Source organism: Achromobacter sp. ESBL13 (assembly GCF_036668755.1).
GTDB lineage: Bacteria > Pseudomonadota > Gammaproteobacteria > Burkholderiales > Burkholderiaceae_B > Achromobacter.
On the sequence record NZ_JAZEVT010000001.1, the window covers coordinates 410,950 to 433,393 of the forward strand.

At 64.8% G+C, this 22,444-nt stretch carries 25 protein-coding genes; 20 read left to right on the forward strand and 5 right to left on the reverse strand.

The window, feature by feature from the left end; all coding sequences use genetic code 11:
- Positions 1-34: 34 nt before the first annotated feature.
- The 9 genes from V6F88_RS01880 (at position 35) to V6F88_RS01920 (ending at position 6,806) form a co-directional block, all read left to right on the forward strand.
- Entirely contained in the window at positions 35-595 is a 561-nt protein-coding gene (locus V6F88_RS01880) for an OmpH family outer membrane protein (RefSeq protein WP_046807180.1), read from the forward strand.
- A 17-nt stretch (positions 596-612) separates the two neighbouring features.
- Complete coding sequence (gene lpxD, locus V6F88_RS01885; protein WP_332607660.1) at positions 613-1,710, forward strand: UDP-3-O-(3-hydroxymyristoyl)glucosamine N-acyltransferase; 1,098 nt, start codon at positions 613-615, stop codon at positions 1,708-1,710.
- 67 nt (positions 1,711-1,777) lie between these two features.
- A complete protein-coding gene (gene fabZ / locus V6F88_RS01890; protein ID WP_006219108.1) occupies positions 1,778-2,233 on the forward strand; it encodes a 3-hydroxyacyl-ACP dehydratase FabZ in 456 nt (151 codons plus the stop codon).
- Positions 2,234-3,028 (forward strand): acyl-ACP--UDP-N-acetylglucosamine O-acyltransferase, encoded by a 795-nt coding sequence (gene lpxA, locus V6F88_RS01895; RefSeq protein WP_332607661.1) that lies wholly within the window; start codon positions 2,234-2,236, stop codon positions 3,026-3,028.
- Positions 3,025-4,221: a lipid-A-disaccharide synthase gene (gene lpxB / locus V6F88_RS01900; protein ID WP_332607662.1), complete on the forward strand. Its 1,197-nt coding sequence runs from the start codon at positions 3,025-3,027 to the stop codon at positions 4,219-4,221. The genes lpxA and lpxB overlap by 4 nt, the downstream gene beginning before the upstream one ends.
- Entirely contained in the window at positions 4,208-4,816 is a 609-nt protein-coding gene (gene rnhB / locus V6F88_RS01905; protein WP_046807176.1) for a ribonuclease HII, read from the forward strand. The genes lpxB and rnhB overlap by 14 nt, the downstream gene beginning before the upstream one ends.
- On the forward strand, positions 4,813-5,601 hold the full coding sequence (locus V6F88_RS01910) for a TrmH family RNA methyltransferase (RefSeq protein WP_332607663.1): 789 nt from the start codon (positions 4,813-4,815) through the stop codon (positions 5,599-5,601). Before rnhB ends, V6F88_RS01910 begins: the two co-directional genes overlap by 4 nt.
- A 282-nt stretch (positions 5,602-5,883) precedes the next feature.
- On the forward strand, positions 5,884-6,339 hold the full coding sequence (locus V6F88_RS01915; RefSeq protein ID WP_332607664.1) for a hypothetical protein: 456 nt from the start codon (positions 5,884-5,886) through the stop codon (positions 6,337-6,339).
- Positions 6,336-6,806, forward strand: a complete 471-nt coding sequence (locus V6F88_RS01920; protein WP_332607665.1) for a DUF2846 domain-containing protein — start codon at positions 6,336-6,338, stop codon at positions 6,804-6,806. The genes V6F88_RS01915 and V6F88_RS01920 overlap by 4 nt, the downstream gene beginning before the upstream one ends.
- A 62-nt stretch (positions 6,807-6,868) precedes the next feature.
- Here V6F88_RS01920 and ppsR read toward each other — a convergent pair whose 3' ends face one another.
- Complete coding sequence (gene ppsR, locus V6F88_RS01925) at positions 6,869-7,696, reverse strand: posphoenolpyruvate synthetase regulatory kinase/phosphorylase PpsR (RefSeq protein ID WP_046807173.1); 828 nt, start codon at positions 7,694-7,696, stop codon at positions 6,869-6,871.
- A gap of 181 nt (positions 7,697-7,877) precedes the next feature.
- On the opposite strand from ppsR, the gene ppsA reads away from it, so the two are divergent.
- Positions 7,878-10,244: a phosphoenolpyruvate synthase gene (gene ppsA / locus V6F88_RS01930; RefSeq protein ID WP_332607666.1), complete on the forward strand. Its 2,367-nt coding sequence runs from the start codon at positions 7,878-7,880 to the stop codon at positions 10,242-10,244.
- A gap of 84 nt (positions 10,245-10,328) precedes the next feature.
- Here ppsA and V6F88_RS01935 read toward each other — a convergent pair whose 3' ends face one another.
- Together V6F88_RS01935 and V6F88_RS01940 are read right to left on the reverse strand one after the other, a co-directional pair.
- Positions 10,329-11,219, reverse strand: a complete 891-nt coding sequence (locus tag V6F88_RS01935) for a bifunctional transcriptional activator/DNA repair enzyme AdaA (protein ID WP_332607667.1) — start codon at positions 11,217-11,219, stop codon at positions 10,329-10,331.
- 94 nt (positions 11,220-11,313) lie between these two features.
- A complete protein-coding gene (locus V6F88_RS01940; protein ID WP_332607668.1) occupies positions 11,314-12,051 on the reverse strand; it encodes a glutamine amidotransferase in 738 nt (245 codons plus the stop codon).
- 169 nt (positions 12,052-12,220) lie between these two features.
- On the opposite strand from V6F88_RS01940, the gene V6F88_RS01945 reads away from it, so the two are divergent.
- The 3 genes from V6F88_RS01945 to V6F88_RS01955 all read left to right on the forward strand — a co-directional run bounded on the left by V6F88_RS01945 (position 12,221) and on the right by V6F88_RS01955 (position 14,885).
- On the forward strand, positions 12,221-12,658 hold the full coding sequence (locus tag V6F88_RS01945) for an NfeD family protein (RefSeq protein WP_332607669.1): 438 nt from the start codon (positions 12,221-12,223) through the stop codon (positions 12,656-12,658).
- An 87-nt stretch (positions 12,659-12,745) separates the two neighbouring features.
- The gene (locus V6F88_RS01950; protein WP_046807169.1) at positions 12,746-13,672 is read left to right on the forward strand and encodes an SPFH domain-containing protein; all 927 of its coding nucleotides are present in this window, start codon (positions 12,746-12,748) and stop codon (positions 13,670-13,672) included.
- Between the two features lie 25 nt (positions 13,673-13,697).
- Entirely contained in the window at positions 13,698-14,885 is a 1,188-nt protein-coding gene (locus V6F88_RS01955; RefSeq protein WP_332607670.1) for a GGDEF domain-containing protein, read from the forward strand.
- A gap of 1 nt (position 14,886) precedes the next feature.
- On the opposite strand, the gene smpB is transcribed toward V6F88_RS01955, so the two are convergent.
- Positions 14,887-15,417, reverse strand: coding sequence for an SsrA-binding protein SmpB (smpB, locus tag V6F88_RS01960; RefSeq protein ID WP_255444759.1), 531 nt, complete (start codon positions 15,415-15,417; stop codon positions 14,887-14,889).
- A gap of 69 nt (positions 15,418-15,486) precedes the next feature.
- Here smpB and V6F88_RS01965 point away from each other — a divergent pair, with 69 nt between their 5' ends.
- From V6F88_RS01965 to V6F88_RS01995, 7 genes are all read left to right on the forward strand, one after another.
- Positions 15,487-15,921 carry a type II toxin-antitoxin system RatA family toxin gene (locus tag V6F88_RS01965; RefSeq protein ID WP_046807167.1) on the forward strand — a complete coding sequence of 145 codons (435 nt, stop codon included), beginning with the start codon at positions 15,487-15,489 and terminating at the stop codon, positions 15,919-15,921.
- Positions 15,911-16,258 (forward strand): RnfH family protein, encoded by a 348-nt coding sequence (locus V6F88_RS01970; protein ID WP_332607671.1) that lies wholly within the window; start codon positions 15,911-15,913, stop codon positions 16,256-16,258. The genes V6F88_RS01965 and V6F88_RS01970 overlap by 11 nt, the downstream gene beginning before the upstream one ends.
- 317 nt (positions 16,259-16,575) lie before the next feature.
- On the forward strand, positions 16,576-17,730 hold the full coding sequence (locus V6F88_RS01975) for an acyl-CoA dehydrogenase family protein (protein WP_332607672.1): 1,155 nt from the start codon (positions 16,576-16,578) through the stop codon (positions 17,728-17,730).
- A complete protein-coding gene (locus V6F88_RS01980) occupies positions 17,727-18,902 on the forward strand; it encodes an enoyl-CoA hydratase/isomerase family protein (protein ID WP_332607673.1) in 1,176 nt (391 codons plus the stop codon). Before V6F88_RS01975 ends, V6F88_RS01980 begins: the two co-directional genes overlap by 4 nt.
- Before the next feature lie 212 nt (positions 18,903-19,114).
- Complete coding sequence (gene mmsB / locus V6F88_RS01985; RefSeq protein ID WP_332607674.1) at positions 19,115-20,005, forward strand: 3-hydroxyisobutyrate dehydrogenase; 891 nt, start codon at positions 19,115-19,117, stop codon at positions 20,003-20,005.
- A 1-nt stretch (position 20,006) separates the two neighbouring features.
- Positions 20,007-20,444 (forward strand): PaaI family thioesterase, encoded by a 438-nt coding sequence (locus tag V6F88_RS01990; RefSeq protein ID WP_332607675.1) that lies wholly within the window; start codon positions 20,007-20,009, stop codon positions 20,442-20,444.
- Between the two features lie 79 nt (positions 20,445-20,523).
- Positions 20,524-21,213 (forward strand): VIT1/CCC1 transporter family protein, encoded by a 690-nt coding sequence (locus V6F88_RS01995; protein WP_332607676.1) that lies wholly within the window; start codon positions 20,524-20,526, stop codon positions 21,211-21,213.
- 111 nt (positions 21,214-21,324) lie between these two features.
- Here V6F88_RS01995 and ygfZ read toward each other — a convergent pair whose 3' ends face one another.
- Positions 21,325-22,332, reverse strand: coding sequence for a CAF17-like 4Fe-4S cluster assembly/insertion protein YgfZ (ygfZ, locus tag V6F88_RS02000; protein ID WP_332608919.1), 1,008 nt, complete (start codon positions 22,330-22,332; stop codon positions 21,325-21,327).
- Positions 22,333-22,444: the final 112 nt, after the last annotated feature.

Consider the following 22,444-nt stretch of genomic DNA (forward strand, 5'->3'; position numbering starts at 1 on the left):
CTTTGGCTTTGCCTTACTGGAAGGTGAGATTTTCATGATGTCTGATTTCGCACTTAAATCATCGAATACGCCGCGCGCCAAGCGCCGTGGCAAGCTGGGCGGCTCCATTGCCCTGGTGGGTGCTCTCATTCTCGGTTCGGCTGCTGCGATTCCTGCACAGGCTCAAAACACCAAGATCGGCTTCGTCAATACCGAGCGAATCCTGCGTGAATCGGGCCCGGCCAAGACGGCGCAAAGCAAGATCGAAGCCGAATTCAAGAAGCGCGACGACGAGCTCCAGCGCCTGAACAACAGCTTGCGTTCGCAAGCCGAGAAGTTCGACAAGGACGCTCCGGTTCTGTCGGAATCCGACCGCGTCAAGCGCCAGCGCGAACTGTCCAACCTGGATACCGACCTGCAACGCAAGCGTCGTGAATTCCAGGAAGACTTCAATCGCCGCCGCAATGAAGAGTTCTCGGGCATCGTCACGAAGGCCAACGAGGCCATCAAGCGCATCGCCGAGCAAGAAAGCTACGACCTGATCATCCAGGACGCCGTGACGGTCAACCCGCGCATCGACATCACCGACAAGGTGATTCAGAGCCTGGGCAAGTAAGCAGCACCCGTCACACCATGCCGGTTTTACTGGATCTTGCTCGCGCGCCGACTCTTGAAGCACTGTTGAGCGCCGCCAATACCCAGGGTATGGACTGGCGCATCAGCGCGCCCCAGGGCGCAGAACCTTTCAAGGTCTGCGGTATCGGGACGCTGTCTTCGGCGGGTAGCCGGGAAATCACTTTCCTGGCCAACCCCCGCTACCAGAGCCAACTGACCACCACGCAAGCCGGGGCGGTCATTGTCTCGGCCGACGTGGCCGAGGCGCTGGAAGCACAGGGCGCCGATCGGCCGCCCTTTGCGCTGGTCGTCTGCAAACACCCCTATCTGCTGTATGCCCGTGTGGCGCAATGGTTTGACGCTGCGCGTCGGCCGGCGTTGCCGGGTTCCACGCATCCGTCCGCCGTGGTTGCGCCCGATGCCGTCCTTGAAGAGGGCGTGCGTATCGGCCCCAATTGCGTGATCGAGGCGGGCGCTCGCATCGGTCGCGACACGGTCCTGGGACCGGGCTGCGTGGTCGGAGAAGGCTCGTCCATCGGCGCGGGCAGCCGCCTGCACGCACACGTCACCCTTTACGAAGGCGTGAAAGTGGGCGAGCGGGCCATCATCCACAGCGGCGCCGTGTTGGGCGCCGACGGTTTCGGCTTTGCGCCGGACCCGACGCTGGGGCAGGGCGCCTGGGGCAAGATTCCCCAGCTGGGCGGCGTGTCCGTGGGCAACGATGTCGAAATCGGTGCCAACACCACCGTCGACCGGGGCGCGTTGGACGACACCGTGGTGTCGGACGGCGTCAAGCTGGACAACCAGATCATGGTGGCGCACAACGTGCGCATCGGCGCGCATACCGCCGTGGCGGCGTGCGTGGGCATCGCCGGCTCCACCACCATCGGCGAACGCTGCACCATCGGCGGCGCCGCGATGCTGTCGGGCCATTTGACCTTGGGCGACGACGTGCACATCTCGGGTGGCACGGCGGTCACCTCCAGCATCACCAAGCCAGGCCGCTATACCGGGGTGTTCCCGTATGCCGAGCATGGCGACTGGCAGCGCAACGCCGCCGTGATACAACAGTTGGCGCAACTGCGCCGTCGCGTGCGCACGCTGGAAAAAGACTAGAGCGCGCAATTGCCGCCTGGGCGTGCACGCGCCAAAATCATTTCATCTCGCAGGAAAGCATAGAAAAATGGAACTCGACATCAAGGGGATCATGGAGAGGCTGCCGCATCGTTATCCGATGCTGCTGATTGATCGCGTCGTCGAAATGGTGCCCGGCAAATCCATTGTCGCCATCAAGAATGTCTCGATCAATGAACCGTTTTTCAACGGCCACTTCCCCCACCATCCGGTGATGCCGGGCGTGCTTATCGTGGAAGCCATGGCGCAAGCCTCGGCGCTGTTCTCGTTCACGGACGAAAACGGCGGCCTCAAGTGCGATAGCTCGAAGACGGCTTACTACCTGGTCGGCGTCGACGGCGCGCGCTTTCGCCGCCCCGTTGTGCCGGGTGATCAACTGCGCATCGAAGTCGAAGCCGAACGCCTGAGCCGCAGCATCTGTAAGTACGCCGCGCGCGCCACGGTTGACGGGCAAGAAGTGGCGTCCGCCAAGCTGATGTGCGCGATTCGCAGCCTGGAAGAGTAAATGGCAGGAAACATCCATCCCACCGCAGTCGTTGATCCAGCGGCAAAAATCGACCCGAGCGCCATCATCGGCCCGTTCGCAATGGTGGGACCAGACGTCACCATCGGCGCGGGGACCGAAATCGGCCCGTACTGCATGGTTGACGGCGTCACGACTATCGGCCGCGACAACCGTTTTTACCGCTACTGCTCGATCGGCGGCATGCCGCAAGACAAGAAGTACGCCGGTGAAAAGACGCGTCTGACGATCGGCGACCGCAATACCGTGCGCGAATTTGTCACGCTGAACACGGGCACCGTGCAGGATGGCGGTGAGACGACGCTGGGCAGTGACAACTGGATCATGGCGTACGTGCACGTGGCGCATGATTGCCACGTCGGCAGCCACACCATTCTGGCCAACTCGGTGCAACTGGGTGGGCACGTACATGTGGGCGACTGGGCCATCATCGGCGGCCTGACCGGCGTGCACCAGTTTGCACGCGTGGGCGCCCACACGATGACGGGCGGCAACAGTTCGCTGATGCAGGATTCGCCTCCGTTCGTGCTGGCGGCGGGCAACCCGTGCCGGCCCGTGGGCATCAACGTCGAAGGCCTGAAGCGTCGCGGTTTTACCCCCGTGATGATTTCGGCACTGCGCGAAGCCTACAAGATCATCTATCGCCGTGGTTTGCCGCTGGACGCCGCGCGCGCTGAACTGTACAAACGCCAACAAGAAAGTCCCGAAGCGGCCGAGCATCTGCAAACGATGCTCGATTTTCTGGACGTCGCCTCGCGCGGCATCATCCGTCCATGAATACGCGGATCGGCATGGTGGCCGGCGAGCCTTCGGGCGACTTGCTGGCCGGTCGGATCATTGCCGGTCTGCAAGCGCGCGATGCCGGCGTGCGGTGCGAAGGCATCGGCGGCCCGCAAATGCAGGCCCGCGAATTTGACGTCTGGCATCCCATGCATGCGCTGACCGTGTTTGGCTACGTCGACGCGCTCAAGCGCCTGCCCAGCCTGCTGAGCACCTATCGCGACGTCAAGCGCCGCTGGCTGGCCGAGCCGCCCAAGGTCTTCGTGGGCATTGATGCCCCCGATTTCAACCTGCGGCTGGAACACCAATTGCGCCTGGCCGGTACCCCCACGGTGCATTTCGTTGGCCCGTCCATCTGGGCGTGGCGCTACGAACGCATCCACAAGATCCGTGAATCCGTGTCTCACATGCTGGTGCTTTTCCCGTTCGAGGAAGAGATCTACCGCAAAGAGAATATTCCGGTCACCTACGTGGGTCACCCCTTGGCGGGTGCCATCCCGATGCAGCCGGATCGCGCTGCGGCGCGCGCAAGCCTGGGTATCGGCCCGAACGCGCGCGTGCTGGCGATTTTGCCCGGTAGCCGCTCCTCCGAAATCCGCCTGCTGGCCCCGCGCTTCCTGCAAGCCGCCCAGCTGTTGATGAAGAAAGATCCCGCCCTGCAATGCGTCGTGCCCATGGTCAACGACCAGCGCCGCGCCGAATTCCAGGCGATTCTGGCCGAGCATCCGGTGCCCGGCCTGCGCTGCATTACCGCGGACGACCTGCATGGCGCCGGCGGCGATCGCAAGGCGCCCGTTGCCTGGTCCGTGATGGAAGCGGCTAACGCGGTGTTGGTGGCCAGCGGCACGGCCACGTTGGAAACGGCGCTGTACAAGCGCCCCATGGTGATCTCGTACGTGTTGTCGCCCTGGATGCGCCGCATCATGACGTGGAAGTCGGGGCAGCAGCGGCCGTATCTACCGTGGGTGGGCCTGCCCAACGTGCTGCTGCGCGATTTCGCGGTGCCTGAATTGCTGCAAGACGACGCCACGCCCGAAAAGCTGGCCGAGGCCACGTGGGCATCGTTGACCGACGACGCGCTGATCGCCCGGGTCGAAGCCCGCTTTACCGCCATGCACCAGGAATTGCTGCGCGACACGCCGGCCCTGGCGGCCCAGGCGATTCTGGAGGTGGCGGGTGGAGCAGCCTGAACTGTTCGCGGCCCCCGTGCAGCCCGCCATGGTGACGGCGGGCGTGGACGAGGCGGGCCGTGGGCCGCTTGCCGGCGCGGTCTACGCGGCGGCCGTGATCCTGAACCCGGCCCGGCCCATCGATGGGCTGGCCGATTCCAAAGTGCTTAAAGCCGCCACCCGCGAGGCGCTGGCGCTTGAGATCCAGGAATACGCCCTGGCCTGGTGCGTTGCCAGTGCCAGCGTGCAGGAAATCGATACCCTGAATATCCTGCGGGCCACGATGCTGGCCATGCAGCGGGCGGTGCAGGGCTTGTCCTTGCCCGCCCAGCTTGCCTTGGTGGACGGCAACCAGGCGCCCAAGCTCGGTTGCACCGTGCAGACGGTCATCAAGGGCGATGCGCTGGTGCCGGCAATTTCCGCCGCCTCCATCCTGGCCAAGACCGCGCGCGATGCCGATCTGGTGCGCCTGCACAGCCTGTATCCGCAATACGCTTTTGACCAGCACAAGGGCTACGGCACCGCGCTGCACCTGCAAATGCTGCGCGAACACGGCCCCTGCGCCGAACACCGCCGCAGCTTCGCCCCGATCAAGGCGTTTGGCCTGGCGTCATGAAGCACATCAGTTCCCGCGAGAACCCCGCAGTCAAGGCCCTGGCCAAACTGGCCGGCACGGCCGGCAAGCGCGGCGCGCCCGTGTTGCTGGACGGCGTGCACCTGTGCCAAGCCTGGTTGCACCACCACGGCGCGCCGGACCGGGCCATCTTCGATGTGGACCGCCTGGCGCAACCCGATATTGCCGCGTTGGCAGCCGCCGTTCCCGACGCCCGCTGCCTGGCGCTGGACGCGCGCCTGATGCAATCGTTGGCCAGCGTGGAAAGCGGGCAGGGCGTGGCCTTTCTGGTCACCCCCGAGCCGTTGGAAATGCCGGCCGATATCGACGAAAACTGCGTTCTGTTCGATCGTATCCAAGACCCCGGCAACGTCGGCACGCTGCTGCGCACCTGCGCGGCGGCGGGCGTGAAACGCGTGTTCCTGGCAACCGGTACCGCCGCCGCGTGGTCGCCCAAGGTCTTGCGCAGCGGCCAAGGCGCACACTTCGCCCTGGACATCCATGAACACGTTGACCTGGCTGGCTTGTTGCCCAGCCTGCGCGTGCCGCTGGTGGCAACCGCGCTGGACGGCGCACAGAACCTTTACGAAGGCGCGTTGCCGGCCCGGTGCGCCTGGGTCTTCGGGCACGAGGGCCAGGGCGTGGATCCCGCTTTGCTTGCCGCCGCCCGGCTCAAGGTCTGCATCCCGCACGACATGGCCGCCGTCGAGTCCTTGAACGTCGGTGCGGCCGCTGCGATCTGTTTGTTCGAGCAGCGGCGACAGGCGCTCTCTCGCGCTGAATACTGAATAATCCGTCGTTTTTTCCCTTTTTTGAGCCGGTCCAACGATCTGGCCCCGCTTATACTCGCGCCTGCTTAAGGCTCAATTGCGACGCAAATACGGTGCAAATACGGCGCGAATACGGCGCGAATACGACGCGCGGGCGATCACGCGAACGACCAGACAGGGTTAGCTTGCGCTACTGGGGCGCGGGCCGGCACGACCGGCAGGCCGTCCGTTATTAAGGCACGTTTTGTAAAATCCAGTCGCACTCATATACTTCACGCTTTAAATTTCTGCGAGATGGCTATGACGGCGTCGCCGGTTCCGAAAATGAAGGCGTGGATGGCGCAGGCGCATGTGTCCGGTGTGGCACACACCGGCCGGGCGCTGCTGTTGGCTTCCACCTGCGCGCTTGCACTGACCGCGTGCATGTCGGTCAGCACGCAGAAAGTCGGCATGACGCCCGTGGCCTCTGCCGATCCGGTCCACACCATTCAGCTGTCGCGCGTCGTTATCGCAGCCTTGCCGAACGACAGCAACGTGACCTTGCCCGCGGCGTCGCAGTGGCGCCGCGTCGGAGCGTTGCCGCAGGGCGACGTCTACCGTTCGATGGGCGGCTTATTCACCATTCAGACCCGACGGCAGGGTGAAGCTTATCTGGTGGCGTCATCCGGCAAGCTGCTGGGTTTTTACCTGCCGGGCGAAAGCGCGTACATGGCGCTGTCTCGTCCCGTCACTTTGCCTGTGGAGATGCGTCAATGAAAGCGTGGATCAAGGGTGTAGCGGCGATTGCCGTCGCCGTGTTGCTGGCGGGATGCGCGGGCCCGAAGTTTGATGCACTGCATGGCCGCTTGCCGCCGATTGCCGAAGGCAATGGGCGGATTTATTTTTATCAGCCGCAGCCCACCAACCTGGCGGCGGCGCAGCAGAAACTGCGCGTCAACGATGTCGTGGTAGGCCGCAACAAGCCGGGCAGCTTTTTCTTCGTTGATCGCCCCGCCGGCAGCTATGTGGTCACCAACCTGCATTGGACCGGCGACGGCGTGAGCTTCATGCTGGACGCTGGGCAGACGCGTTATGTACGCGTCATGGCCGAGGTGTACGGCGCCACCGGCGCGGTGGGCAAGTTGTCGATGCAGCTGGTCGACCCGCCAGAACTTGCCGAAAACGAGATGCGCGGCCTGCGCTATTGGGGCGCGGCAAGTCCCGAGCGGATGCCGGGCTTCTGACCAAAACCTACAGTTTTGAATAGGTCAAACCTGGGCGCACCATCGGTGCGCCCAAGTTTTTTTCAGCCCCGATCCAGGCCCACTTCCTGCAACACCGTCGTTGCGATTTCTTCAATGGACTTGGTGGTGCTGGACAGCCATGAAATGCCTTCACGGCGCATCATGCGTTCAGCTTCCGCCACTTCGTAGCGGCATTGTTCCAGCTGGGAATAGCGGCTGTTGGGACGGCGTTCGTTGCGAACTTCCGCCAGGCGCTCGGGCTGGATCGACAGGCCGAACAGCTTGGCGCGGTGCGGCGCAATGGTCGAGGGCAGGGTGCCGCGCTCGAAGTCGTCCGGCGTCAGCGGGAAGTTGGCGGCCTTGATGGCATATTGCATTGCCAGGTACAGGCTGGTGGGGGTCTTGCCGCAGCGCGACACGCCCACCAGAATGACGTCGGCCTGGTCCAGCTGGTTGACGAACTGGCCGTCGTCGTGGGCCAGGCTGAAGTTGATGGCGTCGATACGGTTGCGGTACTTTTCGGAATTGGCCTGCATGTGCGACCGGCCGATCGAATGGCTGGACTTCAGGCCCAGCGCCTGTTCGATATGGCTGACGAAGGTGCCGAACAGGTCCATGAAGATGCCGTTCGCCTGGCGAACACGCGCCAGGATCTCGGGGTTGACCAAGGTGCTGAACACAATCGGGGGCACCCCGGCTTCCAGGGCGCTGCGGTCAATCCGCATGGCGACCTCGGCCGCCTTCTCCAGGGTGTCGACGAACGGCAGCCGAATCGGCTTGAATTCCACCTCTTCGAACTGGGACAGCACCGACTGGCTGAAGGTCTCGGCAGTGATGCCGGTGCTGTCGGAAACGATGTATACCGTGCGTGCGATCGGGGTAGATGTCATGTGTAAAAAATTCCAACCAGTCAGATAGCCCAGGGTACTCCACCGAGTACAATCAGGCCCCTATAAGTCACCCCAAGGGCGGTCCAAGGCCAGTTTGGTCAGCGTCTGAAAAAAGCAGTTTTTGTGCTTGCTTCGTGCTTTGACCTAACTCGCTTTCATTCCATTGTAAAAGGTGACTTCAATGTCGTATGTTGTTTTGTTCGAGCAGCTCCGCATGACGGACGTGGACTCGGTAGGAGGCAAGAACGCATCACTAGGCGAAATGATCAGCCAGCTGTCTGGCGCGGGTGTCCGCGTGCCGGGCGGCTTTGCCACGACCGCCGACGCGTTCCGTGATTTTCTGAAGGCCTCGGGCCTGGACAAGCGCATCGCAGAACGCCTGACCACGCTGAACCCCGAAGACGTGCGCGAGCTGGCCACCGCCGGCGCGCAGATCCGCCAATGGATCGTCGAAGCGCCGTTCTCGGCCGAATTCGAAGCACAAATCCGCACGGCCTTTGCCAAGCTCGACGCTGACGGCAAGGGCTCGTTTGCCGTGCGCTCGTCAGCCACGGCGGAAGACCTGCCCGACGCCTCGTTCGCCGGCCAGCAGGAAACCTTCCTGAACGTTGTGGGCATCGACGACGTGCTGGACAAGATCCGCCACGTGTTCGCCTCGCTGTACAACGACCGCGCCATTTCCTATCGCGTGCACAAGGGCTACGCCCACGCCGATGTGGCCCTGTCGGCCGGCATCCAGCGCATGGTGCGTTCCGACAAGGGCAGCGCCGGCGTCATGTTCACCATCGACACCGAATCGGGCTTTGAAGACGTCGTGTTCATCACGTCGTCCTACGGCCTGGGCGAAACCGTCGTGCAAGGCGCGGTCAACCCCGACGAGTTCTACGTCTTCAAGCCCACGCTGGCGCAAGGCAAGTTCCCCATCGTCGGCCGCCGCATCGGCTCCAAGCTGATCAAGATGGAATTCGACCCCGAGCGTCCGGAAGGCCGCGCGGTCCGTACCGTTGACGTGCCGGTGTCTGAGCGCAACCGCTACTCGCTGACCGACGACGAAGTTAACGAACTGGCCCGCTACGCCGTCATCATCGAGCAGCACTACAAGCGCCCGATGGACATCGAATGGGGCCGTGACGGTGTCGACGGCAAGATCTACATCCTGCAAGCGCGACCGGAAACGGTGAAGTCGCAGCAGGGCGCCAACGACGTCCAGCAGCGTTATCGCCTGAAGGCCACCGGCCAGGTCCTGATCACCGGTCGCGCAATCGGCCAGAAGATCGGCGCCGGTCCCGTGCGCGTGGTGGGCGACATCTCCGACATGGACAAGGTCCAGCCGGGCGACGTGCTGGTCACCGACATGACCGATCCCAACTGGGAACCCGTGATGAAGCGCGCCTCGGCCATCGTCACGAACCGTGGCGGCCGTACCTGCCACGCCGCGATCATCGCGCGCGAACTCGGCATTCCGGCAGTGGTGGGTTGCGGCAACGCCACCGACCTGCTCAAGGAAGGCCAGTCCGTGACCGTGTCTTGCGCCGAAGGCGACGAAGGCCGCATCTATGACGGCCTGATCGAAACCGAAGTCGAAGAAGTGCGCCGTGGCGAAATGCCGGCCATCGATCTGAAGATCATGATGAACGTGGGTAACCCCCAGCTGGCGTTCGACTTTGCGCAGATTCCGAACGGCGGCGTCGGTCTTGCACGTCTGGAATTCATCATCAACAACAACATCGGCATCCACCCGAAGGCAGTCCTGGACTACCCGAACGTGGACGGCGAACTGAAGAAGGCCGTGGAATCGGCTGCCCGTGGGCACGCCAGCCCGCGCGCGTTCTTCGTTGAGAAGATGGCGGAAGGCGTGGCGACGATTGCCGCCGCGTTCTATCCCAAGCCGGTCATCGTGCGCATGTCGGACTTCAAGTCCAACGAATACCGCAAGCTGGTGGGCGGTTCGCGCTACGAGCCCGAGGAAGAGAACCCCATGCTGGGCTTCCGTGGCGCATCGCGCTACATCGCCGAGGACTTCGCCGAGTGCTTCCGCATGGAATGCGAAGCGCTCAAGAAGGTTCGCGACGACATGGGCCTGACCAACGTTGAAATCATGGTGCCGTTCGTGCGCACGCTGGGTCAGGCCGAAAAGGTCGTGAACCTGCTGGCCAAGCACGGGCTGGCTCGTGGTGAAAACGGCCTGAAGCTGATCATGATGTGCGAAGTGCCGTCCAACGCCATCCTGGCCGACGAATTCCTGCAATTCTTCGACGGTTTCTCGATCGGTTCCAACGACATGACCCAGCTCACGCTGGGCCTGGACCGCGATTCCGGCATGGAGCTCCTGGCCGCCGACTTCGACGAACGCGACGAAGCCGTGAAGTTCATGCTGCGCCGCGCGATCAAGGCTTGCCTGGCCGCCAACAAGTACGTGGGTATCTGCGGCCAAGGCCCCAGCGACCACCCCGACTTCGCGCAATGGCTCAAGGACGAAGGCATCCTGTCGATGTCGCTCAACCCGGATACGGTTGTCGACACTTGGCAGCGTCTGGCCAAGCAATAAGCGCCTGGCCGTTCCAATAAAAAACCCCGCGTCCGATCAGGACGCGGGGTTTTTTTCTTTAGCGAACGATGCGCGGGCCAGCCACTACGCCGCTTTCAATTCCCGCGCGATCAGCTCCCGCTTGCGGTCGATACCCCAGCGGTAACCCGCCATCGACCCGTCCGTGCGCACCACGCGGTGGCACGGGATGGCCAGCGCGATGGAGTTGGTGGCGCAGGCGCGTGCCACGGCCCGCACGGCGCGAGGTGCCCCGATGCGTTCGGCCACCTGCGTGTAGGTGACCGTGGTGCCCACCGGAATGTCGCGCAACGCCTCCCATACCCGGCGCTGAAAGGCGGTGCCGCGCACGTCCAGCGGCAGGTCCAGCCCGCGCGACGGGTCTTCGACGAAGCTGACCACGGCGGCCACCCAGGTTTCAAACTCGGCATCCGCGCCGATCAGGCGCGCGGCCTTGAAGCGGTCTTGCAGGTTGCGCACCAGGTGTTCCGGGTCGGCGTCCAGCGAAATGTCGCAGATGCCCGTGCCGGTGGCCGCCACCAGCAAGGCGCCCAGCGAACACTGCGCCACCGCGAAGCGGATATCGATGCCTTCGCCGTTCCTGCGAAAGGCCGTGGGCGTCATGCCCAGGATGGCGGGAGCGGCTTCGTAGAACCGGCCGCTGGAATTGAAGCCGGCGTCGTACATGGCGTCGGTGACGCTGGCACTGCTTTCCAGCTGCTGGCGCGCGCGGGCCGCTCGCAGCGCGTTGGCGTAGGCCTTGGGCGTGATGCCGGTCGCCGCCTTGAACACGCGGTGAAAGTGAAAGCGGCTCATGCCGGCCTGTTCGGCCAGCGTGGACAGGTCGGGCGGCTGCTCGGCCTCAAGGGCGCGGCAGGCGCGCTCGACGGCGGCGGCATGCTGTTTGCTTAAAAGCTGTTTGCTTAAAACGGCTGCGGCGGATGGCGGTTTGCTTGCGGCGGCGGCGGTAGGGCTCATCGAAGACTCCTGACATGCGCGTAATGGATTGCGCTTTAGGTTCATGGTCTCAGTCGCCGACTAGCCCCGCACTCCGGATGTTGCGCGCCGCCGTTCAGGCCGGCGCGTAAGCGTCCAGGAAGCGGCGCAGCAGCCCGCCCGCCACGGGCGTGGCGCGCACGTTCGCGGTCAGGTCCGGCAGGTCCAGGTTTTCCGCCGCATAACGACGGCCATAGCGATCCAGGTGGGCGCGAATGAAATCGGGTCCGAACTCGGGGTGAAATTGGGTCGAGAACACATTGCGGCCGATGCGGATCATCTGGTGTTCGTCCAGGTCAGAGCGCGCCAGCACGGCGGCGCCGGGCGGAGGCTGCAACACGGTCTGGGCGTGCAGCATCTGCGCGGGAAAGGTGCCGGGCAGGCCGGCCAGCAACTTGTCGCCCGAGGCCGGCGGCAGCAGTTCGACGGTTTGCGTGCCGACTTCGCGGCCGGCCGGGTTGTAGCCCACCTTGCCGCCCAGCGCATAGGCCAGTAGCTGGTGGCCGTAGCACACGCCGAACATGGGCAGCTCGGCGGCGGCGGCCTCGCGCAGCCAGGCGGCGGTGTCTTCGCTCCAGGGCTCCTTATCGGTGACCATGGCGGGCGATCCGGTGATGAGTGCCGCGCGATAGTGCGCGGGCGATTGCGGGCGTTGACCTTCGTGCACGGCAACGATTTCAACCGCGTCGGCCGCCAGGCCGGCGGCCTGGGTCAGTTGTTCGGCATAGCCGCCGAACTGGCTTTTAAGCGTGTCGTCCGGATCGCCGGTATGCAGGATCAGGACGGGTAGGGCGGAAGGTGTTGCAGCGGTCATGGATCGATGTGCTTGAAAAGGCGGACGCGGGCCATCCGGGTGGGATCGGCGCGTCAGGCGCACATCATAATCCAGCGCCGCCCGGACCGAGGCCAACGGGCTTTCCCGTTACGTCCCGGAAATACGTACAATCCGCTCACGAATCATCCTTTCAGGCGACGTTAAGACTATGTGGATCTGGCTGGGATTGGCCGCGCTGGCCCTAATCGGGGAATTGGCGACGGGTACTTTCTATTTGCTGCTGGTGGCCTTGGGGCTGGCGGCGGCCGGCGCTGCCGCGTGGCTCGGCACGGGGCTTGAATGGCAATTGGTGGCGTGTGGCGTGGTCTTGATGCTGGGCCTGTTGGCGCTGCGCAAGACGCGCGTGCTGAAAAAGCGCGAGGTCAACTCCGCGCGCAACGCGGACGTGAACCTGGACATCGGCCAGACGGTTTCCGTGGAATCGTGGTCCGAACAGCGCACGGCGCGTGTCTGGTATCGCGGCGCGCACTGGCAGGCCGAACTGGCCCCGGGGCATGCGCCCCACGCCGGAGAACACACCATTACCGAACTGCGCGGCTCGACCCTGGTGCTCAAGCCCATGGGCGCGCCGGGTTCAACCCGGTAAGACCGGCTCGCGCCTCGCGCGGCCCGCAGCAGGCGTCCGGGGCTTGGTGTCCGACGCCATTGCATTAACTCAGAAGAGGTTTCAATCATGATCGATACATCCACTATCGTCCTGCTCGTCGTCGTCGCGCTGGCGATCCTGATCGTCATCAAGTCGATCGCCATCGTGCCCCAACAGCACGCCTGGGTGGTCGAGCGCCTGGGCAAGTTCGACCGTGTCTTGTCGCCGGGTGCCGGTTTTGTCATCCCCTTTATCGAACGCGTTTCCTATAAGCACTCGCTGAAGGAAATCCCGCTGGACGTGCCCAGCCAGGTCTGCATCACGCGTGACAACACGCAGCTGCAAGTGGACGGCGTGCTGTATTTCCAGGTGACCGATCCGATGCGCGCGTCGTATGGTTCGTCGAACTACATTTCGGCCATCACGCAGCTGGCACAGACCACCCTGCGCTCGGTCATCGGCAAGATGGAACTGGACCGCACGTTCGAAGAACGCGATTCCATCAACAGCAACATCGTGTCGTCGCTGGACGAGGCCGCGCTGAACTGGGGCGTGAAAGTGCTGCGCTACGAAATCAAGGATTTGACGCCGCCCAACGAAATCCTGCGTTCGATGCAGGCGCAGATCACCGCCGAACGTGAAAAGCGTGCGCTGATCGCAGCCTCGGAAGGCCGCCGCCAGGAACAGATCAACATCGCCACCGGCGAACGTGAAGCCGCCATTGCCCGCTCCGAAGGCGAGAAGCAGGCACAGATCAACCAGGCGCAGGGCGAGGCCGCCGCGGTGCTGGCCATTGCCGAAGCCACCGCCAAGGCCATTACCCAAGTGGCCGATGCCGTGCGCCAGCCGGGCGGCATGGAAGCGGTGAACCTGAAGGTGGCCGAGCGCTACGTCGAGGCGTTCGCCAACGTGGCCAAGGAAGGCAATACGCTGATCCTGCCGGCCAACATGTCCGACGTCGGCGGCATGATCGCCTCGGCCATGACCATCGTGAAGTCCACGCGCAACACCTGATACCGCGCTTAGCGGCGCGCCGCCCATGATCGCTCCCGTTAATTTGCTTCTGATAGCAGCACTGGCGGGGGTGCTATCGCTCTGCGTGCTGGGGTCGCTGGCTCGCAGCGGCATGGCCGGCATCCGCGAAACCATACGCGCCAACTTGCTTACGCTGTTGGCGTTTTTTACGTTTGCGCTTCAGAACACGTCGGCGCCCTGGCTGGTGTCGGTCGTGGTGCCCAACGCGGCCGTGGGCCTGGCGCTGTTTTCGTACTACTCGGGCGTGCGGCGCTTGCTGGGGCTTAGCGTGCCCAAGCACCTGATGACGCTGGCATGCCTGGTGGCGCTGGTGGTGTTGCTGGCCTATACGTATGTGGACTGGCGCATCGGCCCGCGCATCGTGGCGATGTCGCTGCTGCAAATGGGCTTCCTGGTTGCGGTGGCCGTCACCGTCCAGCGCAATATGCCGGTGCATCGTTCGCGCTACAGCTATCGCTTCGTGTGGACCGTGGCGCTGATCTCGGCCGCGGTCTGTGCGTTGCGGGCCGCGATCTACGCGCTGGACCTGGCGCTGCCCGAATCCTTGATGGAGCCCAACGTCTGGAACATCGCCTTCCTGACGCTGGGCGTGCTGATCATGCCGTGCCTGACGCTGGGCACCATCATGATCATCCACGACCGCATGCTGGCCGACCGCGAGCAAGAGGCCAACACCGATTTCCTGACCGGCCTGATGTCGCGCAAGGCGTGGTGGTTGCAGGCCGAACGCTATTGCGCCCAGGCACTGCGCACGCGGCGTCCGCTGACCCTGCTGCTATTGGATATCGACCATTTCAAGCGCATCAACGACACGCACGGCCATGTGGCGGGCGATGCCGTGCTGCGCCATTTTGGCCTGCTGGCCACGGCCACCTTGCGCACCGGCGACCATGTCGGGCGCGTCGGCGGCGAGGAATTCGGCGTGCTATTTCCGGATATGCGCGGCGACGCCGTGCTGGATGTGGCGGCGCGCTTGCTGGATTCCGTGCGGCGCACGCCTTGCGCGCATGGCGGCAGCACCATTTCGTACACGTTCAGCGCGGGCGTGGCCGAATGGGTGCCCGGCGAAAACCTGCAAGCGTTCTTCGAACGCGCCGACCGCAAGCTCTATGCCGCCAAGGCGGCGGGGCGCAACCGCATCGTGGGGCCGGCCGAGCAGGCAGAGCGCCTGGCCATGCCGGCCGCGGCCTGAATCAATCGTCTTTGTCTTTGCGGGGCGCGCGCGTGTCGTGCTTCATGATGCGTTCTTTCTCGCGCTGCCAATCTTTTTCGCGCGCGGTGTCGCGCTTGTCGAACAGCTTCTTGCCCCGGCCCAGCGCGAAGTCCAGCTTGATGCGGCCATTCTTGTAGTGCAGGTTCAGCGGCACCAGCGTGTAGCCGCGCTGCTCGACCTTGCCGATCAGCTTGCTGATTTCCTCGGCCTTGAGCAGCAGCTTGCGCGTGCGCATGGCATCGGGGTGGATGTGGGTGGACGCCGTGGGCAGTGGGCTGACGTGCATGCCCAGCAGGTACAGTTCGCCATCGCGTACGATGACGTAGCTTTCCTTGAGCTGCACGCGGCCGTCGCGAATCGCTTTGACTTCCCAGCCTTGCAGGACAAGGCCGGCTTCGTAGCGGTCTTCGATGAAATAGTCGTGCGTGGCCTTGCGGTTGTCGATAATGCTCATAACGCCTTTTTGCGCATAACGCCTTTTTTGCTCATAACGGCAATTTGCGGGCTGCAAAGCGCCACATTAGGCTCATGTTGCGCGGTGCCGGTAAAATCTTGCCATTCTAGCCATTTGCGATAGTCGATGCACAAAGTACAACGATCCGTCCTGGTGCCTTACAGCGCCGCCCAGATGTTCGACCTGGTTGCCGACGTGGAGAAGTACCCCGAGTTCATGCCGTGGTGCGGCGGGGCCGAGGTGCAAAGCCGCGATGAACATGGCATGCAGGCCTCCATCCTGATCAGTTTCGCGGGCATGAAGCAGCGCTTCACCACGCGCAATACCCATGTCTATCCCGACCGGATCGACCTGGAACTGGTGGATGGCCCATTCTCCAGCCTGGTCGGCCACTGGGAATTCCAGGCGCTGGCGGAAGATGCCTGCAAAGTCCTGTTCACCATGGAATACGCGTTTTCGAACCGCGCGCTGGAAATGGTGGTGGGGCCGGTGTTCAACCGCATCGCCACCAGCTTCATCGATTCCTTCACCAAGCGGGCACAGGCCAAATATGGCGAATGAGCCATCTGACGCGGTGTTGCTGAACGTCAGCGTCTGCTATGCCTTGCCCGGTCACGTGTGGCTGCGCGAACTGCGCCTGCCTGAGGGGGCCACGGTGGCGGACGCGCTGGCGGCCAGCGGCTTTGGTCAGGCGTTTCCGGTGGTGCAACCCTGGGAACGCGGGGTGGGCGTGTTTGGCCGCGCCGCCGAGCCGCAGTCGCGGCTGTTTGACGGCGATCGCGTCGAAATCTACCGGGGCCTGAGCTTCGACCCGCAGGAATCACGCCGCCGCCGCGCCGAACACCGACGCGCCAAGACGGCCAAGAACGGCCGGGTGCGCCCCGCGGGCTTGCTGTAGGCAGGTTCGTGTGGGCCGCCTTGTTAAGCCGCCGTCTGCCACCCGCCATCTGCCACCCGCGGTCTGCAACCCGCCTTCTGCTGCCCGCCTTCTGCCACCCGCCTTCCGTAAGCGCCGCCACGGCAGGTCGGCGCCGCCGGACATTGTCACCAACAAGACAAATACCTCCCAAGCATCCGGCGTAACATAAACGCGGTTTCATATTTACGTTTACGTTAACGTCATGCCAGAATCCATCTTGCCACGGCGATGGGCGGGCGTTCACGAGACGACCCGCAACGCCAACAGACAATACCGACACCAACAGGAGACAGGCTGTGGACTTGGAACTGACCGACGAGCAGCGCGCGTTTGCGCAGGCCGCCCGCGACTACGCCGAGGGCGAATTGGCCCCTCACGCCGCGCGCTGGGACGCTGAAGGCATCTTTCCGCGCGAGGCATTCGCCCGGGCCGGCGAAATGGGCTTTTGCGCCATCTACGCCAGCGAAGAGATCGGCGGCCTGGGCCTGCCGCGCTTGGACGCCACGCTGGTATTCGAGGAAATGGCCGCCGTGGACCCGTCCACCACCGCTTTCCTGACGATACACAACATGGCCACCTGGATGGTCGGCCAATGGGGCCAGCCCGGCTTGCGCGAGGCCTGGGGCCCGCTCTTGGCCAGCGGCCAGAAACTGGCTTCTTACTGCCTGACCGAACCAGGCGCCGGATCGGATGCCGCGTCCCTGTCCACGCGCGCGCAGCGCCAGGGTGACGACTACGTGTTGAACGGCGCCAAGGCGTTCATTTCAGGCGGGGGCGATACGGACCTGCTGGTCGTCATGGCGCGCACGGGCGGCGAGGGCGCGGGCGGTATCAGCGCGTTTGCCGTGCCGGCCGACAGCCCGGGCATCAGCTACGGCCGCAAGGAAGAAAAAATGGGCTGGAACAGCCAGTCCACTCGTCCCATCACCTTTGAAAACGTCCGCGTGCCGGCCGCAAACCTGCTGGGCCAGGAGGGCGAAGGCTTCAAGATCGCCATGAAGGGCCTGGACGGCGGCCGCATCAATATCGGCACCTGCTCGGTGGGCGCCGCCCAAGGCGCGCTGGACGCCGCCCGCCGCTACATGGACGAACGTCGGCAGTTCAACCGCCGTCTGGCGGAATTCCAGGCGCTGCAATTCAAGCTGGCGGACATGGCCACCCACCTGGTGGCGGCGCGCCAGATGGTGCGCCTGGCCGCCTGCAAGCTGGACGGCGGCGCGCCGGACGCGGCCACCTATTGCGCCATGGCCAAGCGCTTTGCCACCGACATGGGCTTCCAGATCTGCCTGGACGCGCAACAGATTCACGGCGGTTATGGATACTTGAAGGACTATCCCTTGGAGCGTCTGGTGCGCGATACTCGCGTTCATCAGATTCTGGAGGGCACCAACGAGATCATGCGCGTGATCATTGCCCGCCAATTGTTGGAAAAAGGAGCCGACATAAGATGAATGCACCGGTGTTGTTCGAAGAAAGAAGCGCGGCGAACGGCATGCGGTTCGGGATAGCGACGCTGAACGCGCCGCAAACCCTGAACGGCCTGTCGCTGGAAATGGTGGACTTGCTGGCCGAGCGCCTGGACCAATGGGCGCGCGATCCGGGCGTGGCCCTGGTGGTCTTGCAAGGCGCGGGCGACAAGGCCTTCTGCGCAGGCGGTGACCTGCATGGCCTTTACCGCAGCATGAGCGAAAACGCGGGTAAAAGCGGCTGGAGCAACGCCTACGCGCGCCGCTTTTTCGAGCACGAATACCGGCTGGATTACCGCATTCACACGTATCCGAAGCCCGTGCTGTGCTGGGGCCATGGCATCGTCATGGGCGGCGGCATCGGCTTGATGATGGGCGCCAGCCACCGCGTTGTCAGCGAAAGCTCGCGCCTGGCGATGCCGGAAGTCTCGATCGGCCTGTTTCCGGACGTGGGCGGCAGCTGGCTGCTGAACCGCATGCCGGGCCGCATCGGCCTGTTCCTGGCGCTGACCGGCGCGCAGATGAATACGGCCGACGCGTTCTTCGCGGGCCTGGCGGACTTCCGCCTGAACCATGCCGACTGGCCGCGCCTGCTGGCGTCGCTGGAAGAACAGCCGTGGGCGGGCAAGCCGGCCGGCGCCTCGGACGAGGCCATGGCGCCGCGCTCCATCAACGATGGCTTGCTGCGCCGCGCGCTCACCGCGCTGGAGCCCCAGACTCCGCTGGAACCCGGGCACCTGCGCCAGCATTCGTTCCTGATCAACAACCTGTGCACGGGCAACCGCCTGGACGAGATCTACGAAGAACTGGCGCAGCTGAAAGACCATGACGACCCCTGGCTGGCGCGCGCGGCGACGACCATGCTGGCCGGTTCGCCTGGGTCGGTGCGATTGGCCTTCGCCTTGCAGCAACGCATGCGCCTGCGGTCGCTGGACGACGTGTTCCGCGCCGAGTACATCGCGGCCCTGGCGTGCACGGCCCATGGAGATTTTGCCGAGGGCATTCGCGCCTTGCTGATCGACAAGGACAAGAAGCCGCGCTGGAGCCCGGCGGTGATCGACGTGGCAACCGACGCCTGGGTCCAGAAGTTTTTCGAGGAACCCTGGCGCGAGGGCGAGCCGCATCCCTTGGCCGACCTGGGGCAGGAAGGGCGCTGATAGCCGGGGCCGGCCCGCACGCGCGGGTCGGCGATCCCCGGCGCGTATCGCTGCGTGCCCCGCGTGCTCCGCGTGCTCCGCTTGCTCCGCTTGCTCCGCGTGCTCCGATAGGCAAGCCAAGCCCGTCATCCGGGTCACATTGAATCCATACCTAAAGCAATAGCAACAGCCATAGCCATAGCCATAGCCATAGCACCAGGAGACAAAACATCATGAGCAGTATCGCGTTTATCGGTTTGGGCAACATGGGCGCGCCCATGGCATTGAATCTGATCAAGGCCGGACATAGCCTCAAGGTCTTTGACCTGGTGCCGGCAGCGGTGAAGCTGCTGACCGATGCCGGCGCCAGCGCCGCGGAGTCGGCGGCCGAAGCGGTCAAGGGCGCGGACGTCGTCGTGACCATGCTGCCCGCCAGCAAGCACGTCGAAGGGCTGTACCTGGATCAGGACCTGCTGGGCAAGATTTCGTCCAGCGCGTTGGTGATCGATTGCAGCACCATTGCCCCGGACACGGCCCGCAAGGTGGCGCAGGCCGCCGACGTGCGCGGCATCGCCATGATCGATGCGCCGGTGTCCGGCGGCACGGCGGGCGCGGCGGCGGGCACGCTGACGTTCATTGTGGGCGGCCCCGCGGCCGCGCTGGAACGCGCCCGGCCCGTGCTGGAGAAAATGGGCAAGAACATCTTCCATGCCGGCCCCGGCGGTGCCGGTCAGGTGGCCAAGATCTGCAACAACATGCTGCTGGGCATCCTGATGGCCGGTACGTCCGAGGCCCTGGCGCTGGGCGTGGCCAACGGGCTGGATCCGAAGGTCCTGTCGGACATCATCGCCAAGAGCTCGGGCCGCAACTGGGCGACCGAGCTCTACAACCCCTGGCCGGGCGTGATGGACCATGCGCCCGCGTCCAAGGGTTACGCCGGCGGTTTCGGCGTGGACCTGATGCTTAAGGACCTGGGTCTGGCCGCCGAGGCCGCGCTGTCCACGCGCGCCTCAATCCCGCTGGGCGAGCTGGCCCGCAACCTGTATTCGCTGCATAGCGCGGGCGGCTCGGGCAGGCTGGATTTCTCCAGCATCGTCAACCTGGTCAAGCGCGAGCAAGACTGACATGGCCGCGCCACAAGCGTCGGCTGATCCCGCCGCGCGGGTCAAGGCCAGCTTCGACCAGCAGACCGTCATGCGGCTGCTGGGCGCGCAGCTGGATGTGGTGGAGCCGGGCAGGGTGGATATCGGCCTGCCTTACCGGGCCGACCTTTGCCAGCAAAACGGTTTTCTGCACGCCGGCATCTCCACCACAATCGCCGACAGCGCGGGCGGTTACGCCGCCTACACGCTGTTTGGCCCGGGCGAAGATGTACTGACATCGGAGTTCAAGATGAACTTCCTGGCGCCGGCCAAGGGTGACCGCTACGTGGCCAGCGGCCGCGTGGTCAAGCCGGGCAAGCGTCTGTCGATCTGCCAGGTCGAAGTGCACGCCTACGAAGGTGAGCAAGCCACGCTTTGCGTGATAGGCTTGCTGACCGCGGTGCGCGTGACGCCGCGATGACTCCGGCGCGCCACGCGTCTGGCCCGTTCCCGGGGCAGATGCGTGACGCGCTTGTCACGCGTTGCATGGGTACCGGGTAATGCCTGCCAAAGAACACCACCGAATTTTCCGCAGCAACTGGCTGCGCGCCGCCGTGCTGGGCGCCAACGACGGCATCGTGTCCACCGCCAGCCTGATCACCGGGGTGGCTGCCGCGCAGGCCTCGCATGGCGCAATTCTGACGTCGGGGCTGGCGGGGCTGGTGGCCGGCGCCTTGTCCATGGCGGTCGGTGAATACGTGTCCGTCCGCTCGCAGGCCGACACCGAGGCGGCGGACCTGCGGATGGAACAGCGCTCACTGAAGGGCAATTCGGAAGAAGAGCTTGCCGAACTGATTGATATCTATGTAGAGCGGGGCCTGACCCGGCAACTGGCGACGCAGGTGGCGCGGCAACTGACCCGCCATGACGCGCTGGACGCGCATGCGCGCGACGAACTGGGCATCTCCGTGCATAACCGCGCGCGGCCCGTGCAGGCCGCCGTGGCGTCAGCCGCGTCGTTCGCGGCCGGTGCGGCGCTGCCCTTGGTCGTGGCCGTGACGGCGCCGGTGCCGCAATTGATCGGCTGGGTGATCGGCGCATCGGTGCTGTGCCTGGCCGCGCTGGGCACGCTGGCCGCGCAGGCGGGCGGGGCCCCGAAAGGGCCGGCCGCGCTGCGCGTGACGCTGTTGGGCGCTTTTGCGATGGCGGCAACGGCCGGCGTCGGCGCGCTGTTTGGGGTGGCGGTCTGACGTGATGTGGGACGCGCGGCGGCGCACGGCACGCCCGCGTCCGGTTGCTGCGGCGTAATGCAATAACGCGCCGCCGGCCGCGCCCGGGCCGGCGTCCGCGTCCGCCTCAACTCACGGCGTAATGGAATACGGCAGCGGCCCAACCGTGATGCGCGGGCCGTCTTCGGCGCCCAGGCGCAGGTCCCCCTGGGGCAGCGCGGCAAGCGTCGTTTCGAACAGCACTGAAGCCACGCCGGCTTCGCTGGCGGCATCCACGACCCGGCCGATGGGTTCGCCCGGCTGGGTGGCGTCGAACACGTCCACGCCGGCCAGCGCCGCGCTTTGCCCGCCCGCCTGATCGATGGTGCCGTACGCCATGCGCCGCTTCACCGTGCCTCGGTAATGGCTGCGCGCCACCACTTCCTGGCCGGGGTAACAGCCCTTGGTGAAGCTCACGCCCTGAACCAGTTCCAGGTTCACAGTCTGCGGGATGAATACGTCCTGTGTTGCCGAGGCAATCCACGGAATGCCCGCGGCAAGATCGGCCACCTGCCAATGCGTAGCGGGAACCAGGCTAAGCGCGCCCGCCAAAGCCGAAGACTGGGCCAGCTGTTCATCGGACGCGATCCACCACCAGCGCAGGCGGGTATTGGCCGAGGGCGCGGCAATCCAGGTGCCCGACGGCAGGTCCACGCGTTGCCACGGTGCGCGGGGCAGGGCGCCCGTCACGGCTTCCAGGGCGGCCGCCTGTTCGGTGGTGGCCTGCACGCCGGCCACGTTCAAGGCGGTGGCGGCCAGCTTGACCTTGGCGCGCAGCACGAACATGGACAGGCGCTTGAGCAGCGCTTCAGAAAGGTCGCGGCGCACCAGCCCATACAGTTGCGGTGCGTCGTCGGCGCCAGGGGCGGCGCGCCACATGACCAGGGTGGCCAGCAGGCGGCCCTTGGCCGTGCAGTAGCCCGCCAGGCGGGCGGTGTCCAGCGGCAGGCCGGTAACGTCTTGCGTCAGTTGGCCGTGCAGGAAAGGCAGCGCGTCGGCGCCGGACGCGCTGAAGACCAGAAAATCATCCAGCGGCGCGCACGGCGCACCCGGCGCGCAACCTTCGGCGCTGGCAGGGATCGAAGAATAGAAAGCGTGCATGGCGGCGGTTGAGATCACGTCATCAAAGTGCAGATGATAGCCGCCTTCACCGCGTCATTGGCCCTTGCCCACGCCGCGCAAAGGGCCGTGCCGTAACGTCCGGCCCCGGTTT

Coding starts and splice junctions, on each gene's coding strand:
- V6F88_RS01880 (WP_046807180.1), top strand. CDS start 35: ATGATGTCTGATTTCGCACTTAAATCATCGAATACGCCGCGCGCCAAG.
- lpxD (WP_332607660.1), top strand. CDS start 613: ATGCCGGTTTTACTGGATCTTGCTCGCGCGCCGACTCTTGAAGCACTG.
- fabZ (WP_006219108.1), top strand. CDS start 1,778: ATGGAACTCGACATCAAGGGGATCATGGAGAGGCTGCCGCATCGTTAT.
- lpxA (WP_332607661.1), top strand. CDS start 2,234: ATGGCAGGAAACATCCATCCCACCGCAGTCGTTGATCCAGCGGCAAAA.
- lpxB (WP_332607662.1), top strand. CDS start 3,025: ATGAATACGCGGATCGGCATGGTGGCCGGCGAGCCTTCGGGCGACTTG.
- V6F88_RS01910 (WP_332607663.1), top strand. CDS start 4,813: ATGAAGCACATCAGTTCCCGCGAGAACCCCGCAGTCAAGGCCCTGGCC.
- V6F88_RS01915 (WP_332607664.1), top strand. CDS start 5,884: ATGACGGCGTCGCCGGTTCCGAAAATGAAGGCGTGGATGGCGCAGGCG.
- V6F88_RS01920 (WP_332607665.1), top strand. CDS start 6,336: ATGAAAGCGTGGATCAAGGGTGTAGCGGCGATTGCCGTCGCCGTGTTG.
- ppsR (WP_046807173.1), bottom strand. CDS start 7,696: ATGACATCTACCCCGATCGCACGCACGGTATACATCGTTTCCGACAGC.
- ppsA (WP_332607666.1), top strand. CDS start 7,878: ATGTCGTATGTTGTTTTGTTCGAGCAGCTCCGCATGACGGACGTGGAC.
- V6F88_RS01935 (WP_332607667.1), bottom strand. CDS start 11,219: ATGAGCCCTACCGCCGCCGCCGCAAGCAAACCGCCATCCGCCGCAGCC.
- V6F88_RS01940 (WP_332607668.1), bottom strand. CDS start 12,051: ATGACCGCTGCAACACCTTCCGCCCTACCCGTCCTGATCCTGCATACC.
- V6F88_RS01945 (WP_332607669.1), top strand. CDS start 12,221: ATGTGGATCTGGCTGGGATTGGCCGCGCTGGCCCTAATCGGGGAATTG.
- V6F88_RS01950 (WP_046807169.1), top strand. CDS start 12,746: ATGATCGATACATCCACTATCGTCCTGCTCGTCGTCGTCGCGCTGGCG.
- V6F88_RS01955 (WP_332607670.1), top strand. CDS start 13,698: ATGATCGCTCCCGTTAATTTGCTTCTGATAGCAGCACTGGCGGGGGTG.
- V6F88_RS01965 (WP_046807167.1), top strand. CDS start 15,487: ATGCACAAAGTACAACGATCCGTCCTGGTGCCTTACAGCGCCGCCCAG.
- V6F88_RS01970 (WP_332607671.1), top strand. CDS start 15,911: ATGGCGAATGAGCCATCTGACGCGGTGTTGCTGAACGTCAGCGTCTGC.
- V6F88_RS01980 (WP_332607673.1), top strand. CDS start 17,727: ATGAATGCACCGGTGTTGTTCGAAGAAAGAAGCGCGGCGAACGGCATG.
- mmsB (WP_332607674.1), top strand. CDS start 19,115: ATGAGCAGTATCGCGTTTATCGGTTTGGGCAACATGGGCGCGCCCATG.
- V6F88_RS01990 (WP_332607675.1), top strand. CDS start 20,007: ATGGCCGCGCCACAAGCGTCGGCTGATCCCGCCGCGCGGGTCAAGGCC.
- V6F88_RS01995 (WP_332607676.1), top strand. CDS start 20,524: ATGCCTGCCAAAGAACACCACCGAATTTTCCGCAGCAACTGGCTGCGC.
- ygfZ (WP_332608919.1), bottom strand. CDS start 22,332: ATGCACGCTTTCTATTCTTCGATCCCTGCCAGCGCCGAAGGTTGCGCG.